Source organism: Ktedonobacterales bacterium (genome assembly GCA_036557285.1).
In the GTDB taxonomy this organism is placed as follows: Bacteria; Chloroflexota; Ktedonobacteria; order Ktedonobacterales; family DATBGS01; genus DATBHW01.
This window is the reverse complement of record DATBHW010000005.1, coordinates 140901-157852: the sequence shown is the minus strand read 5'-3', so window position 1 is coordinate 157852 and position 16952 is coordinate 140901. Positions and strand designations below refer to the sequence as shown.

Genomic DNA, 16952 nt, shown 5'->3' with positions numbered 1-16952 from the left:
CAAGTGTCGAGGAGTTTCACGGATGAGGAAGCGAAGACAGGTGCCTGGAGACCAGAGCGCCCCCCGCCATTCCCTGCGCCTGCGTCTGGCGCTGTGGTATGGGACGCTGCTGACGGTTGCCCTCGCCGTGTTTAGCGTGCTCATCCTGCTGCTCACGGCGGATGCCAACCGGCAAAGCGTTGATAACGCCCTGCGGGCAGAAGCCCGGCTGGCAACGGTGAACCTGCGCCGGGAGTTATTGCCCACCCCGCCGTACTGGCCTGATCAACTTACGCTCAATATCGTGGATATTTACCATAACCCTGGAGTGATTGTCGAGGTTCAGGACGCTCAGGGAGGGGTTCGCTATTTGTCGAGCAGCAGGGCCGCGCTGATGATCCCGGCTGATCCCGGCGCGATCCAGGCGGCGCTGGATGGTCAGGTAAGCTGGTATGACGCCCAGGCCAATGGAGAGCATATCCGGGTTGAGGTCGTTCCCGTTCGTGCGCCAGACGCCGCTTCCCCTGGAGGCAGCGGTGATGGGCCGAGTGGCGGGGTAGATGCTGATGGAGCGCCTGTCGGCTCAGGGCCAGTGATTGGGGCGCTGCTGATCACGAAATCTCTCAGTGATGTTGATAAAACCTTTGATCTGCTTTGGAGGCTGCTGCTGCTTGGTGGCCTGGCGATCCTGGTGGGGGCGCTGGCAGGAGGCTGGCTGATTGCAGCACGTGTGCTTCGCCCGCTGGGTGAGATTGGCGCCACCGCGCGAGCCATTGTTGCCTCTACTGCTGATGGTCATCGGCTGGGGACACTGAGCCAGCGGGTGCCTCGCTCTGGGGGGAAGGACGAACTGGCTCAGGTGGTGGAGACGCTGAATGAGATGCTGGCGGCTCTGGAACGGGCGAGCCAGACCCAGCAGCGTTTTGTGGCCGACGCTTCCCATGAATTACGCGCTCCGCTCACCACAGTGCAGGGCAACCTGGCGTTTTTGCAGCGACACCTGGAGGAAGTACCCCCCGACGAGCGTCGTATTATGCTCGCTGATGCTTATACAGAAACACTGCGGCTGGCGCGGCTGGTTGACGATCTCTTGCTTCTGGCGCGCGCCGATACCAGCACAGATCAGCCAGGCACGCCATCTGAAGCCACAGGGCAGGAACTGCCACCGCTTGCGCAAGCGTCTCCAGTGGAATTAGATCATGCGCTGTTGCAGCTTGTACGCCAGTTGCGCCGACGGCTAAACGCCGAGGGTTCGCAGCTTCATCTAGAGGTGGGCCGCATCGAGCCGACGCGGGTGCGTGGGGAGGAGGAGGCGCTGCGCCGCGTCATACTCATTTTGCTCGATAACGCTATCAAATATACGCCTGCCAGCGATGAGCCGGGCAGAGGCCGTGTAACCGTCTCTCTGGAACGAGTAGATGGGCAGGCTGTGTTAGGGGTGCGTGATACTGGTATCGGAATCGAACCAGCAGATCTGCCACATATCTTCGAGCGTTTCTACCGGGCAGACCCGGTGCGTGATCGGCATGGGACAGGATTGGGCCTTTCCATCGCGCAGAAGCTGATGGAGCAACTGGGCGGCCATATCACCGTTGAGAGCGCCCCTGGGCAGGGGAGTACCTTTAGTATATGGCTTCCACTGGCATAGCCCATTCTGTTGCGTGCGAGGGGCTGCCGCGTGCAGCGCCTTCCAGGCGGCTGCCGTTGACCGCCTGGAAGGCGCTGCGGAATATTCAATCTGAGTTGGTGTCAGCCATTCTTCTCGTCTGCTGGTCTGTCTTCCTTGAGAAAAGAGAGCGGCAGCGTAAACCAGAAAGTAGCGCCCTCGCAGGGAAGACTCTCAACGCCGACCTGCCCATGATGGCGCTCGATGATAGCCCGGCTGATATATAGCCCTAATCCCAGGCCCACACCGGAGCCGCTGCGTACCTCGACCCCCGGCGTGCGATGGAAACGCTCCCAGATGTGTTCCTGCTCGGCCAGGGGAATACCTGGCCCGTGATCTCGTACCCAGAGGCGCATACGGCTTCCCTCGCGCGCTGCGCCGATCTCGACAGGTTCGTCTTCGGTGGAATATTTCAGCGCGTTGGTAAGATAATTTGTCACGACCTGCTCGATGCGTCCGGCGTCTGCGTAGATTGGCATGCTCTGATTCGCTGGCAGATATACCTGAATGGAACGCTGCGGGTTGGCCTGACGCTGCTCCTGGACAACCTCGCGGAGAATAATCGCCAGATCGGCAGATTCCAGATGGAAGGCCAATTTGTCCCCCTGGATGCGTGAGACATCCAGGAGATCATTGACCAGCCGGTCCAGCCGGGTAGCCTGGCGGCTTGTGCGGGCGAGGTGTTCATCCAAAGTCGCCCATTTTTTGCCCGTTCCATCGTTTGCGCTTCTTGCGGCGAGTTCTTCGCGCAATATCCTCTGGAGGTGACGCTGGCCCCACTGAAGGCCAAGGATGATGGTCGTCAACGGTGTCTTAAGTTCATGACTTGCCATACCCAGGAAGGCATCCATCTGCTGGTTGGCCTGGAGCAGCGCCAGTTCTCCCGCCTTTGCCGCCTCGCGCTCGCGCAGCAGGCGTTCTCGCTCGATCACCAGCGCCCCCAGTTTGGCCGTCGCTTCCGCCAGGGCGATCTGCTGGGCAGTGTAGCGAGGCGGCTCGCCCCTGGGGTTAAGAATCAGGAGGCCGACTAGCCGTTCGCCGATACGCATGGGAACAGCAAGGAAGAACTGAGTATCGAATGGGTTCGACTCGTCACACAGGAGCGGGTTGGTCATATCCAGCGCCAGCGTCTCCCCCTGTTGCAAGCGAGCGAGCACCTCTGTGTGAGCGCCATCCATCCAGCGCGCGCAGCGGCGCTCTCCGGCCCACCAGCGTCGCTCCTGTTCGGGCGAAAGCCCCAGCACTGCCAATGGCTGTGAGACGCCATGTTCCAGGTCCAGTGTGGAGATGCTCACACTGGAACACTCCAACAGATTGCTCGCCAATTCTGCCAACCGATGAGCGGCCAGACTGGCTGGCGATCCGATTCTCAGTTCCGGGGAAGCAAGCTCATCAGGCGCCTGGACAAGCGCCTCGGCCATCGCCAGCAGCGCCTGAAGCGCGTCTTGAGTGCGCCGTTCCAGCCTCTGTCGCTCGGTCAGGTCGCGCAGGACCATGACAGCGCCCATGATGCATCCGTCAGCATCGCGCAGCGGCGCGCCGGTAATGCTTCCCTCGACGTTGCGCCCATCCAGCATCTGATAGCTGACATCAACCGCGTTTGGATCGCTAAGAACCTCTCCGCGCAGCATGCGCGCAAGCGGCCAGCGTTCTTGTGACAGATGCTCATTATGCTCATAGCAAACATGATAGTGTGAAATGCGCTCAAGCAGCGGCATAGAGCGATACTCAGGATGATCATCGAGATTGAGCAGACGGCGGCCAGCCGAGTTGGTGCGCATGATCCGCCCCTCAGTGTCATAGACGAAGATACCATCAACGATGGTCTCGAAGATCACTTCCAGTTCACTCGCGCGCCGGGCCACTTCGCGCTCCAACCGACGTGGCTCGGTGACATCGCGTAGAACCATCACACCACCCATAAGGCGTCCCTCCGCATCGCGTATTGGCTCTGCGGTCACGTCGAGCATCGTATCCTCACCCCTGGTGGTGCGAACCATGACATAGGGCGCTGGGCGCTTCATTACCCCCTCTTGGAGATTATGGAGCGTCACCAGGCGCTCATCGGAAAGTGGTTGCCCATTTTCATCACGGAGCCGTATGAGTGATCTGCGTTCATCTAGTGTCTCTGGCTCAGAGTCGAATACAAACATCTGGCGGTCAGCGGCATTGCGCTGAAAGATCCGTGCCTTGCTGTCGAAGACGAGAACCGCATCGGCCATCGCCTCGAAAACGGCTTCAAGCTGACTGGCACGTGCTGCCGCTTCCCGTTCAGCCTGGCGCAACGCTTCCTCCAGGCGCTTGTGCTCGGTAATGTCCTGAAGAATGCCTGCCGCGCCCATAATCGCTCCAGTTTCATCGCGGATAGGGGTGGCCGAGTCCAGGATGACTTTGCGCTGTCCATCAAAGGTTTCAATCGCTACCTCTTTGTTGGTTACGATCTCGCCCTTGCTCAGTGCGCGAGCCAGCGCCCACTCCTGGACGGCCAGCGGCTTCCCGCTGTCGGGCCACCAGGCTTTCGCAGATGCATAGTCGGCGATCTCCTGGGGTGCTGGCGCTGCTTCACCCCAGAGCGCCTTGCACGCGGGGGTTCTTTCCAGGAATCGCCCCTGAGCGTCTACCATTCCTACCGGAGCCGGAAGGACATCCAGCAGCGTTCGCAGGCGGAGGCGTTCCCGTTCGGTTCTGGCTTGCTCCTCTCTGAGCGAGCCAGTCATTTCTTCGGCTCGACGGCGTGCCCAACTGCTCTGCCCCGCAACCAGGCTGATGATGAACCCAACCAGCAGGAACAAGAGCAAGCTAACCAGATCATTACCCCCCCCAGAGTTCCAGGAGACCACTGGTGGCAAGATGAAGAAATCAAGCAGCAAAGCGCCCCACAACGTAGCAAGCAGACCAGGCACAGCCCCCCAACTCAGAGCTATCAGTATCACTGTCAGCACCGGCAGCAAGCCCTTAAAAGCAAATTCTGGACACCAGCGGATAAGGAGGAAGCTCCCAAAGACAGCAACCGCCTCGATCAGCAGCGTGCCGAGATACCTGGCAGCCGAATGGCGCAGTGGTCTCGGCAGCCAACGTGGCGAGAAGCTGTTCACTTGAAGCCAGCGAAGCAGTGGAAGCCAGGATTTTTCGGCCTTGCGGTAGCGCGAGAGCCTATTTTTATCTGGCGCGGCGGGCGTCTCCCGCGCGGAAACGGGGCCGCGCCGGGCCTCATCAGTGCAGTGTGTGGTACTGATTTTCGATTGATTGTTGGAGGGAAGATGCTCTTCCTGCATAGATGGCTCCTGTCCGACAAGCATCATCCGGCCCTCTGTTTGTTCTGCTGGGATGCCAGCGGCAACGTGAACCAGAATGTAGAACCTTGGCCCGGCGCGCTCTGCACGCCTACGCGCCCCTGATGCTGCTCGATAATCGCGTGGCAGAGATATAACCCCAGTCCTAACCCAATGCCTGTGCCGCTCTGAATCTCAATACCCTTGACTCGATGGAATCGCTGCCAGACACGCTCGTGTTCCTCTGGTGGTAATCCCGGCCCCTCATCGCGTACCCACACACATGCCTGTTGGCCCTCCACGTTGATGCCTGCTTCGACGGGGCGATCATCGGGCGAGTATTTCAAGGCGTTGGTCACATAGTTGGTCACTACCTGCCCAATCCGATCCGCGTCGGCGTCTACCGGTACCGGCTGTTCAGCCGGAAGCTGGAGAAGCAGGGTACGGGTCGGCGCGGCCTGGCGCTGCTCCTCAACCGCCTCGCGGGCGATGGTCACAAGATCAGCCCATTCTGAGCGTAGTTCCAACTTGCCTGCCTGGATGCGTGAAACATCCAACAGGTCATCCACCAGCCGCTCCAGGCGCTGCTCCTGATGTTCGACGCGAACAAAGCCCTCTATGATTGGCTCGAACTCGGTCAGCGCCTCTGTATCGCGTTGGACCTGGCGCTGGAAGCGCCGCGCTTGCAGTTGCAGCCCAAGCTTCATGCTGGCGAGCGGCGTTTTGAGTTCGTGGCTTGCCATTCCCAGGAAAGTGTCCATCTGCCTATTGGCCTCCTGGAGCGCCGCTAGTTCGTTGACCTGGGCCACTTCTCGTTCGCGGCGCCAGCGTTCGCCTTCGAGGAAGGTGAGTTCCTGGCGCATGATTACGAGGAGGAGCACGCAGAAAGTCACTGCGAAGGCGATGTATGGGCTGTTCGGGCTACTTGGCTCCACGGTGGCCTGGACCACAAGCACTCCACCAGCCAGCAACGCCGCCATAAAGGGGAACAGAAAACGAACACTGCCGATGAACGCCCCCTCTCGTGGGGGGGCGTTCAGATGTGCAGGCGATTTCCCCTCCTTCTGTGCAACGACCTTGCGCTGTGCCAGTCGAAGCTGAGCCAGCCCGGCCAGGGGAAAGAGCAAATAGCACCCCATCCAGAACAGATCAGGAACCTCCCCACTGAGGAAGCTTGCATGGAGGTTACTGGTAAGATACCAGGAATCTGCAAACGCCAGGAAGGTGATAGCCCCTATGAGAAGTATCAGCACGCTGCGTTCAACTGGGCGGCGATAAGCAATCATCAATACCAGACCAAACAGCACTCCAAGATCCCCGATTGGGTATGCCAGATTGGTGATCCTGCCAAGCAGCGATTGCGCACTTTTTCCGTAGAGCGGCGCCATGAGGAAAGCCCAGGAAAAGGCAGCAGCGGCTGCCATCACGAGCAGACAATCCAGAACCACTTTCACACGGGCCAGTGCTGACTGGCCCCAGGGAAGCGTGCGAGGCAACAGAGTGAGCGCCAGGAAGAAACACGGATACTGGAGAAGATAAAAGAGATCCGGCCACGAGGGGACAGGAGTCCTGTTGGGGGAGACCACTTGATTGAAAATCCCCCACAGCGTCTGTGCTATCGCATAGGCCAAAAAACCGGCGCTGAGCATCCACCATGCGAGCGACTCAGGTTGGCGCGTGCGAGTGAGCCAGAAGCTGGTGAGTATCACCGCCAGCAGCCCCGGCCAGGCCAGGAAGGCACGAAGCCAGTCGGTGGCAGGGCCTTTCCAGGAGGGTTGGAGTATCGTTACTCCCAGTTGATACGCTATCAGCAGGCCAACGATTAGAAAGGCGCTGAGCAGGAGCGTGTCACGTCCGAGAGGCTTCACGAAACCTGAGTGTAAGGTGACGAGCAGTGGATCGCTGGACTGCCAGTATGCCTGGTCAGATGACCTCGCTCGGCAGCTCTTACACGTCATAAGAGGCTCCCTACTAGGGGATCAGAGTGAAGACTGAGGAGTCGTAGGACGACAGACGGCTGGTAGGGGAACCTACCCCTTGCATCTCCGCAGATATGTTGCGCACTATAGCACTTTGGAGTTGTAATGTCAAGAATAGATAAACACAGCAATCACTTGATAGACGGCTGCCTACTATATAATAAATCGACAGGATGCTGGCAATACACAGCCATATCGAACAATAAATGCAAGGTGTTAGATAGTTTTGTGCTATCATGCTCCTGGTGAACAGGGATGGAGCAACAGCTTGCAAACGAGCGAGAAGGGAGGAAAAGGATGCAACTATTGACATTGGACCACAGCACGCTGATCGTCAAAAATATCGAGCGGTCGCAATGGTTCTATGGAACCATGCTGGGATTGAAAGAGATACCGCGCCCAAGTACTTTCACGTTTGGGGGCCTCTGGTTTCAGGGGGCGGGGTTCCAGATACACTTGATTGATGCCCATGATACCTCGGCCCCCTCTGGCTTTGGGGTGCCGCGTGATGCAGCGCGCACAGGCCGGGGACATCATCTGGCCTTCGAGGTAGCTGATCTGGGTGCGTGCCTCGCCCACCTCGCGGCTCATGGGATTGAAATTGTCGGAGGGCCACAGGCCAGGGGAGATGGGGTCACGCAGGTCTTTGTGGAAGACCCCGATGGTCATTTGTTGGAGTTCTTTGCCTGGGAGCGTGGTTAGCTTCTGCCCAGGGCAACGCGGCTCTCGCTGCTGCCATGCACTGGCGCTTTCCCTTTTATACAGATTGCCTGCTGATTAAGAGGAAGAGAGCGGCAGCGAGAACCAGAAGGTAGCGCCCGCGCCGGGGGCGCTTTCCAGGCCCACCTGCCCGCCGTGCCACTCGATAATCGTCCGGCTGATATGCAGCCCAAGCCCTAAGCCGATACCTGAGCCACTTTGCACCTCAATCCCCGGCACGCGATGAAATCGCTCCCAGATGTGCGCCTGCTCCTGGAGCGGGATCCCTGGCCCCTCATCATGCACCCAGACGCGCACCTGCTGCCCATCTGCCTGCAATCTAACCGTCACAGGCTGGCTTTCTCTGGAGTATTTGAGCGCGTTGGTCAGGTAATTTGTCAAAACCTGCCTGATACGAAACGCATCAACGGAAACAATCACGCCCCGCTCAGGAGATGCCTGGAAGTGGACAATCCGACTGGGCGCAAGCTGGAGTTGCTCTTCAATGGCTTCGCGGGTAATTTCTGCCAGGTCGGCTGGCGCTTCGCGCAGTTCCAGCCTGCCCGCCTGGATACGCGAGACATCCAGCAGATCGTTTACCAGGCGATCTAGCCGATCTGCCTGGATATGGCCGCGCTTGAACAACTCCTGAAGCTGCTCAAGCTCTCTTGCTAACGCTCTGGCTGAGCCTGGCTCGTGGGAGCGCAACATACTAATACGGCGCTGGGCCAGTTGGAAATGGAGTTTGATGGTAGTGAGTGGTGTCCTGAGTTCGTGGCTGGCGATACCCAGAAACTCATCCATGAGTCGGTTGGCCTCGCGTAATGCCAGCATATTGGCCTGCGCATCCGCGCGTTCACGCAGCAGGCGTTCCCGCTCAATCACCAGCGCGGCAAGTTTTGCCACCGCCCCGGCCAGCACAAGCTCCTGGGGAGTATACTCGTGGTCGGCATCCCCATGATCGAGCGATAGGTAGCCCACGAGTTGCTCACCTAAGAGCATTGGCGCCAGAAGAAGGGCGCGTGTTCCAAGGGGGTTCGCCAGGCTGCCCCAAGAGGGATGCGTCAGATCGAGCAGCACTGTTTCGCCTGCTCGCAAGCGAGCAGCTGACTCAGGCTGGACCCTCTCGCTCAGCCGTATTCCTTGTGGCAGGCTGGTCAGCCATTGCTGCTCCTGTTCCCACGAGAGGCCCACTGTCATTATTACATGAATGATCTCTGTCCCTGGCTCTAATGACAAGATGCTCACGCGCTGGCAGCCCAGGAGGCTGCGCGTTAACTCTGCCAATCGCCGCACCATGCCGCTCAGCATACCCTGTGGCAGCGCCTGCTCCGTGACGGCGCCCTCTCTCACTACAAGCGTTTCCGCCATTTTCAGTAACGCGCCCAGTGCTTCCTGGGTATGCTGTTCAAGGCGCTTGCGCTCCGTGATGTCTACGATGGCTACAACCCCTCCGGCAATGGCTCCCGACTCATCTCGGATGGGCGCGGCAGAGTTGAGCACCACTTTGCGCTGCCCATCAAAGGTTTCGATCTCCGCTTCCTCGCCGATATAGACCTCACCCCTCCTCAGTGCGCGGGCCAGCGCCCATTCATCGGCGGAAATCGGTTCTCCTGTATCGGGTCGCCAGCCTTTATAGAGGTCATAGCGAACCAGTTCCGTCACCATTGGAGACTCCTGGCCCCAGATCACCTTGAAGGCCGCGTTCAATTCAAGAATGCGCCCCTGCGCGTCGGCAATGCCAACGCCGGTAGGAAGCACGTCCAGCACCGCGCGCAGGCGCTGGTGCTGCAATTCGCTTCTGGCCTGCTCCCGCCCAAGAGAAACGGCCAGTTCTTTAGCTTTGCGCCGCGCTATCTCTCTCCGACTGGCGATGTTCGCAACAGCAAGGCACACAAGCAGGAGCAGAAACACTCCCGCAATATCTTCTGCGGTTTCAAACACCCAGGTGAAGTGGGGGATCAGCACAGCATAGTACATGAGAAATGTACCCAGGCAGCCCGCCACCAGGCTCGGACCTAACCCCCAATAGAGCGCCATCACCACGACTACCAGGACAAACGGCAGGCGCTGAAGGGTAAATTCCGGGTAGCGTTCGGCAAGAAGTACCTCTACTGCGGCGACGGCGATGGGCAGCAGTATTGAGAGCAGATAACTCACGATAGGATGGCGTAATGGCCTGGGCATCCAATCGGGGGCGAAGGAGTTCGTGGCGAACCAGCGCCACGTCGCCAGCCAGGATACTCGCGCCCACCGTCGCAGACGTTTCAAGCAGCCGTTCGCTCCCTCCGTCATTTCTGGCTGAAGATCGGTGGGCATCTCTGCCTCATTATTGGCTGGCCTTGCGCCGCCATTGAGAGGATAGGGCGGCTGGCCCGAATCGGCGTTCATTATGCTACCCTTCCTGTCTACACTGTGCAGCCCCGATCCACATTGCGCATCCATGACGGGTTAGGTAAGAGAAGGAGCGGAAGAGGCCCTATATGCGGTTCTGGACACAAAAATTATACAAAAGTCCCACCCCATCCAACAACAGCGTGGCTGCGCGACAGAAGGTGACAGCTAACGTTGCTGAAAGCAACGCCTGGAGCAAGCAATAGAGAGAAAAACAAAAGCGCCTCACGCGGCGGTTCAAGTAGTTCGTGAGGCGCTCGGTGTGTCTGTGGTGCCAAGGGTCGGAATCGAACCGACGACACCAGCATTTTCAGTGCTGTGCTCTACCAACTGAGCTACCTTGGCAGGTTCTAGAGAAGAGAAACGAAACTGCAAGGGAGAGTATACCATATCCTTGAGCGCGGGCGCAAGGCTATTGGGGCCAGATTTCTCAGTTTGTGGCAAAAACTCCTGGCTTGATACCCTCGGCGCTTTCGCTTCAGTCTGGAGAGAGATGATACAATGCTGGTGAGTGATCTCTTCTCTCGCCAGATGGTGACATGCTGAAAGGATAGATACCATGAATGTCTTCTGGGTCTTTGTGCCTGGCGCGGTGCTGTTGACCCTGGGGTTAGTCATTTTTGAGTGGCGTAACCACAAGCAGCTTAGCGGCGCGGCGGCTGCTGGTGAGAATGCAGGCGAGGAAGCCAATAGCGCGGAGTGATGGCCGGGTGGGCGGCACAGGATTTGAACCTGTGACCCTCTGTGTGTAAAACAGATGCTCTGCCACTGAGCTAGCCGCCCAAAAAAACTATTCAGCGGGCTGCTGATGCCAGAGGAAGTGTAGCATATTTCCTCTGCGGGCGCAATGGCTCTTATAGACGCGGTTCCACCAATTATCGGGAGTTGCCACTTGTAGCGCCGCCATCCTGGCGGCTCAACGCTGGCCTGCTGGTGTGTTGGCCCGCAGGGCAAACGCTCGCCCTGGCGCAGCGGTGGCCGCCTGGAAGGCGGCGCTACAAGTACCATGCCTCGCTTGCCAACACCTCATTTTTGCTAGAACCATAGACGCTATAGACCACCAGGGAATCAACGTTGTGGATGCGCTGAAGACTATCGAGCTACAACATCTGAAGATCGCGTATTGCTCCAATGCAGCGGCCCCACAGCCATCGGTGGAGCAGCCGCAGCAGGCACAGGCGAGTAAGCCAACGCCTGCGAAAGAGGCCGTCGTGCTGCTGCATGGATGGGGCTGTTCCATTCAGACGGTCCTGCCTATCTATGAGTATCTGGCTCCCAACTATGCCGTCTATGCGCTCGATTTTCCTGGCTGCGGCGGCAGCGATCAGCCGTCGGTCCCCTGGAGTGTTGCCGAATATGTGCAGCTAACGCTGGATTGGCTGAATGCTTTACAGATTCCCAGGGCGACCTTCATCGGGCATTCACATGGCGGGCGGGTCTCGCTGACGTTGGCGGCGCAACACCCGGAGCGGGTAAAGCGGCTAATTCTGGTAGACAGCGCAGGCATTCGCGCGCCGCGCAATTTTCGCTATTATCGGCGCGTCTATTTCTATAAAGTCGCCAAGCGAGTGATTGCGCTGCCCGGCATCCGGCGCTACCAGCCCGCGCTGCGCAAGCGGTTGATGAAGTTGCTGGGGTCTGAGGATTATGGGAATGTGTCTCCAGGAGTGATGCAGGGGACTTTTATTAAACTGGTCAACGAAGACCTGCGCCCAGTGTTGAAATCTATCAAAGCGCCCGCGCTGCTGATCTGGGGCGAAAACGATCAGGATACACCGGTTAGCGACGGCAAGATCATGGAGCAGGAGATTCCCGACGCCGGGCTGGTCGTCTTGAAGGGCGCGGGGCATTTCTCCTATCTTGATTGCTTCCCGCAGTTCTGCGCGGTGATCTCCAGTTTCTTATCGTCATGAGTTGAGGATCGGTATGCTGTTGTTGCTGGCTGGGCTGCTGCTGGCGCTGCTCTGGCAGGTCTACGTGGCGCGCCAACTGACGCGCCTGCTCAATATCCATCAAATTGAAGAATATCAGAACGGGCGCTTCTGGCGCTGGGCGCGGGCTGCGCCGACGCGATTCGTTGATGCTTGCCACGCGCTGACTTGCCTGGCGCTGGTTATGCTCTGGCTGCTAGCCTGGGCGCTGTTCCCGCAGTTCTGGGCGTTTGTGGCGCTGGCAGTGCTTTCGGCGGCGCTGCCGGTTGGGCTGGCGCTGCGCATCGAAGCAGTACAGGCGAAGAAGCCGCTGGTCTATACGGCGCGTGCCAAACGGCTGCTGAGTACGGCTATCGTGATCTCGCTGGCGCTGGCGGCTGGATTAGGCGCTGGCCTCTGGTTTGCCTTTCAGCCGTCCATAGGATTGCAGCCTGTGTCCCTGACGTTTGCCTGGGGGGCGGCCTTTACGCTGGGAATGGGCATCTTGACTGAACGCGGCGTGATCGCCCTGGCGATCATCCTGGCAAATGTGGTGATGTTTCCGGTGGAGGCGCAGGTGCGCCAGTATTATCTGCGCCAGGCGAAGGCGAAGCTGGCGCGGATTCACCCCAGGGTTATTGGCATTACTGGCAGTTATGGCAAGACCAGCACCAAGCATATCCTCAAGACCATCCTTTCGGCGCGCTATAAGACGCTGGCGACGCCGGGCAGCTTCAATACACCGATGGGTGTCTGTCGCGTGATAAATACTGATCTGCTGCCGGAGCATGAGATATTTATTGTGGAGATGGGCGCGTACACGCGCGGCGAGATTGCCGAACTCTGCCGCCTGGCGCATCCAGAGCTAGGGATTATCACGGCGGTTGGCCCGCAGCACCTGGAACGCTTTGGCAGTATCGAAAACGTGATGCGCGGCAAGAACGAACTGATGGAGGCGCTGCCGTCTGGCGCGCCCGCTATCTATAACGGCGATAATCCCTATTGCCAGCAGTTGATGCAGCAGATGCGGAATGAGGGGCGAGTGCGGGTGCTTTCGTATGGCCTTGAGCCGACGAATACTGATGCCCAGGTGATTGCCAGCGATGCGCAGATCACGCGGCAAGGACTGACGTTCACCGTAACGTATCGCGGCGCGCAGGGCGAGGAACGCGCAGCTTTTCGTAGCAAGCTGCTTGGGAAACATAATGTCTCCAACATTCTGGCGGCGGTGACGGCGGCGCTGGAGTGTGGGATGCGCCTGGGGGAGATTGCGCGAGCGGTGGAAGAGGTTGAGCCGGTGGAGCATCGCCTGCAACTGATTGCAGGGGCAGGTGGCGTGACGGTGATTGATGATGCCTATAACGCCAACCCGGAGGGCGTGCGCACTGCGCTGGATACGCTGGCGCAGTTCAACGACGGCAAGCGTATCCTGGTGACGCCAGGGATGGTGGAGCTAGGACCGATTGAAGCCGAGGAGAATTATCGCTTCGGCCAGCACGCGGCAGGCGCCTGCGATGTGGCGATCCTGGTTGGCCGCAAGCGAACAGAGCCGATTGCGCGCGGGCTGCGCGATGCGGGCTTCCCTGAGCAGCAGCTTTTTGTCGTCGGCTCGCTGACCGAGGCAACAGAGCGGATGAAGAGCCTGGTTGCCCCCGGCGCAGTGGTTCTCTTCTCTAATGATCTACCGGATACCTATAACGAAGAGTAGCTATATCATCCGTTCTGTTGCCAGCGTGTAGCGTGCCAGCACGTCCTCGCGCAGCGTGACGCCGATGCCTGGCCCATGCTGTGGAACCTTGATCGTGCCATCAGATTCCAGAACGGCAGGCGGGTCTACGATGTCTTCGTGATAGTAGCGTTCGCTAGCGGAGACATCGCCGGGCAGGGTGAAGCCGGGCAGGCTGCTGATCGCCAGGTTATGTGCGCGGCCAACGCCCGATTCAAGCATACCGCCGCACCAGACGGGAATGCTGCGGCTGAGGCAGAGATCGTGAATGGCTTTTGCCTCCGTGTAGCCGCCGACGCGCCCCACCTTCATGTTGATGATGTGCCCGCTGTCCATTTCCAGGGCGTGGCGCGCGTGCTGGAAGCTGTGAATACTCTCATCGAGGCAGATGGGCGTGGTGAGTTGGCGCTGAAGCTGGGCGTGGTCGAAGATGTCGTCGTAATCGAGCGGCTGCTCGATCATCATCAGGTTGAGCGCGTCCAGCTTTTTCAGCGTGGGCGCGTCCTCCAGCTGATAGGCGGAATTGGCGTCGGCCATCATCTTAATGGTTGGGAACGCCTGACGAACGGCGCTCAGCGGCTCGAAGTCGTAGCCGGGCTTGATCTTGATTTTGATGCGCTGATAGCCAGAGGCGACATGCTGGCCCACGACCTTGACCAGCCCGTCTATTGTGGGTTGGATGCCGATGCTGACACCCACCGGCACGCGCTCGCGCACACCGCCCAGCAGTTCTCTCAGTGAGATGTTCTGCGTCCTGGCAAAGAGATCCCAGCAGGCCAGTTCCAGACCAGCCCGCGCCATCGGGTGACCGCGCACAAAGCGCATCCGTTCAGCAGCCTCCTGGGGGGCGCTGAGGGGTTCGCGCAGCAGGGCTGGAACGGCGTAGTCGCGCAGGATGTGCCAGGCGGTCTGAATGGTCTCATAGCTGTAGAAGGCCAGCGGCACTGACTCGCCATAGCCTACCAGCCCTTCGGCGAAGGCTTTGATAAGAATGAGTTCACGCTGATCGGTGCGTCCGAAGCTGGTCTCGAAGGGGCTGACCAGAGGCAGCCGCGCGTGAATCAATTCAACGGCTTCTAATGTGATCGTGGGCATGGGTGGGCCTCATTCTCCTTGTGCATGCGCCTCGAAGCCGGTTTCGAGGATATAGACGCTGCGCCGATAGCTGCCTCTTTGGTCGAAGACGCATTCGGTGGCGGTGTAGCCAGCCTCAAAGTAATGCTCGAAGAGGGCTTGCGTTGTAAGACGCCAGCGCAGCGCCAGGGCGCTGTCGGCGGCTTTGAGGGCTTGAAAGTCGCTGGGGATCTCCAGCGCCAGCGTTGGCTGATGGACGGTCAGATCATGTTCTTCTGGAACCACCAGGCCATCAGGGCGGTGGGTAACGCTTACAACTGGAGCCGCCTGGGCCAGCAAAGCGATTGACGCCTGCTGTGGCGATGCGCTTTGCGTCGGGTCTACATGCGCCTGCACCCGCGCGCTGCGAATCCACCAATCAACGGAGAGGCGGTCAGTGGGCAGGCCAGCGTTGAGTTCGCCCAGGGTATCGCCGTAGATGTTGCGGATATAGTGGTTGCAGATGACGCCTAGCCTGGTGAAGTTGAGCGTGGCATTGCGGGCTTCAAGCGGGTCAAACGTCCAGGTGATGTGGTCCAGGTTCTCGGCCAGGATGAGCCGCCGCTGTTCCAGCTTGAGCGCCTGGCCGATGCCGCGATCTCGCGCTTCGGGCAAGACACCCATCATATGCGAGCAATGCTTCCAGCGGCCATCTTCGCCGCGACCATAGAAGCCGAGCAGGAAGCCCAGCAGCGTATCAGTCTGCTCGTCAAAGGCTCCCAGGACCAGCCCGCCGCTTTTGTGGATGGTCAGCAGGATGTGGAGCGGCGCGATGTCCAGGTCACTGAGACCCCAGGCTCGCCGCTGAACCTCTTCTGCCGCTTTGTAGTCCTTATCGGCCTCAAGGCGCCTGATGGTGAATCCGCCCCTTGCCACACGACGCCTCCTTTATGCCTGTGACGCGGTGGCAGGCGTTTTACTGCCAGTCGCGCCCATGCGCGCCAGCAAGGGCGAGTCAACTGAATAGGTGGTGCGCTGGCGCTCTTGATGGGCCTCGAAAGCTAGTTGAATCAACTTATCTACCAGGGCGCTGATGTTCATGCCCAGCGGCTCCCAAAGATAGAAGGAGATGGAGCCGGGCAGGGTATTGATTTCATTGATATAGAGCGTTTCGGTTCTGGTATCCAGCAGAAAGTCAATGCGCGCCACGCCCCGGCAATCGAGCATCTCAAAGGATTGGATGGCAAGCTGCTGGACGCGCCCCGTCAGTTCGTCGGAGATAGGCGCGGGAATCTGGCGGGCCAGGCCCTTCATGCCGCTGTTCTTGCCGCCGCGCATATATTTATCTTCATAGCTGAGGAAGTCTTTCAAGGCGAAAGGCTGTTCGCAGACGGACGCCTGAAGCTCCTGAAAGCCCAGGACGGCGCAGTTGATTTCGATGGCGTTTTGCACAGCGGCTTCGATCAAGAGCCGACGATCATAATGCGCGGCCACTTCCAGCGCCTGGCTCAGTTCCTCGCGGTTCTGCGCTTGAGAGATGCCGACGCTGGAGCCGAGATTGGCGGGCTTGACGAAGACAGGATAGCCCAGCGCCTGCTCAATGGCGTTGAGCGTCTCGTTGGGGGTGTTCTCCCAGGCGCGGCGCGTGGCAGCGTAGTATTTGACGACGGGCAGCCCATAATCCCTGAAGACAGACTTCATAAGAATCTTATCCATGCCGACGGCTGAACCCAGGACGCCAGAGCCAACGTAGGGGATGCCTGCCAGTTCAAAGAGTCCTTGAAGGGTGCCGTCTTCGCCGTAGGTACCGTGAATGGTGGGGAAGAGAACATCTAGCGACAAGACTTCGGGATCGCGCGCCCGCTTGAAGAGGCCGCCCTTTTCTTCGCGGCGCACGACCAGGCCGCCAACAGTTGGGTCGGGCGTGAGATACACGGGATCGCAGCCGACCAGCACCGCTGTATCGTCCTTAAAGTTGGCAACGTCCAGCAACTTGTCTCCCGTATACCAGGCGCCAGTTTTGGTGATATAGATAGGGATAATGTCATAGCGGCTTTTATCCAGCGCGGCGATGACCTGCTGGCCGGTGATGACCGAGACTTCATGCTCCACTGATCGGCTGCCAAAGACGACACCCACGCGAACTTTTCCTTGCTTCATCAAAGACCCCTCTATAGCATTCTGTAGAGCTTTTTCTCTTATTCTGGCGTCCGCAGTATAGCAGGATGGGCGTCAGGCGTCAAATGGCGCGACGGCGCGGCGCATGGCCGGAGG

General features: G+C 59.1%; 11 protein-coding genes and 2 tRNA genes. 5 read left to right on the top strand and 8 right to left on the bottom strand.

Annotated features, from left to right (window positions below; genetic code table 11):
* Positions 1-22 precede the first annotated feature (22 nt).
* Complete coding sequence (locus VH599_02335; protein HEY7347129.1) at positions 23-1627, top strand: HAMP domain-containing sensor histidine kinase; 1605 nt, start codon at positions 23-25, stop codon at positions 1625-1627.
* Between the two features lie 101 nt (positions 1628-1728).
* On the opposite strand, the gene VH599_02330 is transcribed toward VH599_02335, so the two are convergent.
* The gene (locus tag VH599_02330) at positions 1729-4920 is read right to left on the bottom strand and encodes a PAS domain S-box protein (protein HEY7347128.1); all 3192 of its coding nucleotides are present in this window, start codon (positions 4918-4920) and stop codon (positions 1729-1731) included.
* A gap of 23 nt (positions 4921-4943) precedes the next feature.
* A complete protein-coding gene (locus tag VH599_02325; GenBank protein ID HEY7347127.1) occupies positions 4944-6875 on the bottom strand; it encodes a HAMP domain-containing sensor histidine kinase in 1932 nt (643 codons plus the stop codon).
* 318 nt (positions 6876-7193) lie between these two features.
* Between VH599_02325 and VH599_02320 the strand changes: the two genes are divergently transcribed.
* The gene (locus VH599_02320) at positions 7194-7598 is read left to right on the top strand and encodes a VOC family protein (protein HEY7347126.1); all 405 of its coding nucleotides are present in this window, start codon (positions 7194-7196) and stop codon (positions 7596-7598) included.
* A 75-nt stretch (positions 7599-7673) separates the two neighbouring features.
* Here the strand turns inward: VH599_02320 and VH599_02315 are convergent, their stop codons facing one another.
* Positions 7674-9986 carry an ATP-binding protein gene (locus VH599_02315; protein ID HEY7347125.1) on the bottom strand — a complete coding sequence of 771 codons (2313 nt, stop codon included), beginning with the start codon at positions 9984-9986 and terminating at the stop codon, positions 7674-7676.
* 272 nt (positions 9987-10258) lie between these two features.
* Positions 10259-10334: transfer RNA gene (locus VH599_02310), tRNA-Phe, on the bottom strand.
* Between the two features lie 214 nt (positions 10335-10548).
* On the opposite strand from VH599_02310, the gene VH599_02305 reads away from it, so the two are divergent.
* Entirely contained in the window at positions 10549-10692 is a 144-nt protein-coding gene (locus VH599_02305; protein HEY7347124.1) for a hypothetical protein, read from the top strand.
* Between the two features lie 8 nt (positions 10693-10700).
* Here VH599_02305 and VH599_02300 read toward each other — a convergent pair.
* Positions 10701-10772: transfer RNA gene (locus tag VH599_02300), tRNA-Val, on the bottom strand.
* 293 nt (positions 10773-11065) lie between these two features.
* Here VH599_02300 and VH599_02295 point away from each other — a divergent pair.
* Both VH599_02295 and murF read left to right on the top strand, forming a co-directional pair.
* Positions 11066-11902 carry an alpha/beta hydrolase gene (locus VH599_02295; protein HEY7347123.1) on the top strand — a complete coding sequence of 279 codons (837 nt, stop codon included), beginning with the start codon at positions 11066-11068 and terminating at the stop codon, positions 11900-11902.
* Positions 11903-11915: 13 nt separating this feature from the next.
* Positions 11916-13607 carry a UDP-N-acetylmuramoyl-tripeptide--D-alanyl-D-alanine ligase gene (gene murF / locus VH599_02290; protein ID HEY7347122.1) on the top strand — a complete coding sequence of 564 codons (1692 nt, stop codon included), beginning with the start codon at positions 11916-11918 and terminating at the stop codon, positions 13605-13607.
* Here murF and menC read toward each other — a convergent pair whose 3' ends face one another.
* From menC to VH599_02275, 3 genes are read right to left on the bottom strand one after another with little or no spacing between them, the layout of a single operon-like run.
* On the bottom strand, positions 13608-14720 hold the full coding sequence (gene menC, locus VH599_02285; protein ID HEY7347121.1) for an o-succinylbenzoate synthase: 1113 nt from the start codon (positions 14718-14720) through the stop codon (positions 13608-13610).
* A gap of 9 nt (positions 14721-14729) precedes the next feature.
* Entirely contained in the window at positions 14730-15614 is an 885-nt protein-coding gene (locus tag VH599_02280; GenBank protein ID HEY7347120.1) for a hypothetical protein, read from the bottom strand.
* 12 nt (positions 15615-15626) lie between these two features.
* Complete coding sequence (locus VH599_02275) at positions 15627-16838, bottom strand: D-alanine--D-alanine ligase family protein (protein HEY7347119.1); 1212 nt, start codon at positions 16836-16838, stop codon at positions 15627-15629.
* Positions 16839-16952 lie beyond the last annotated feature (114 nt).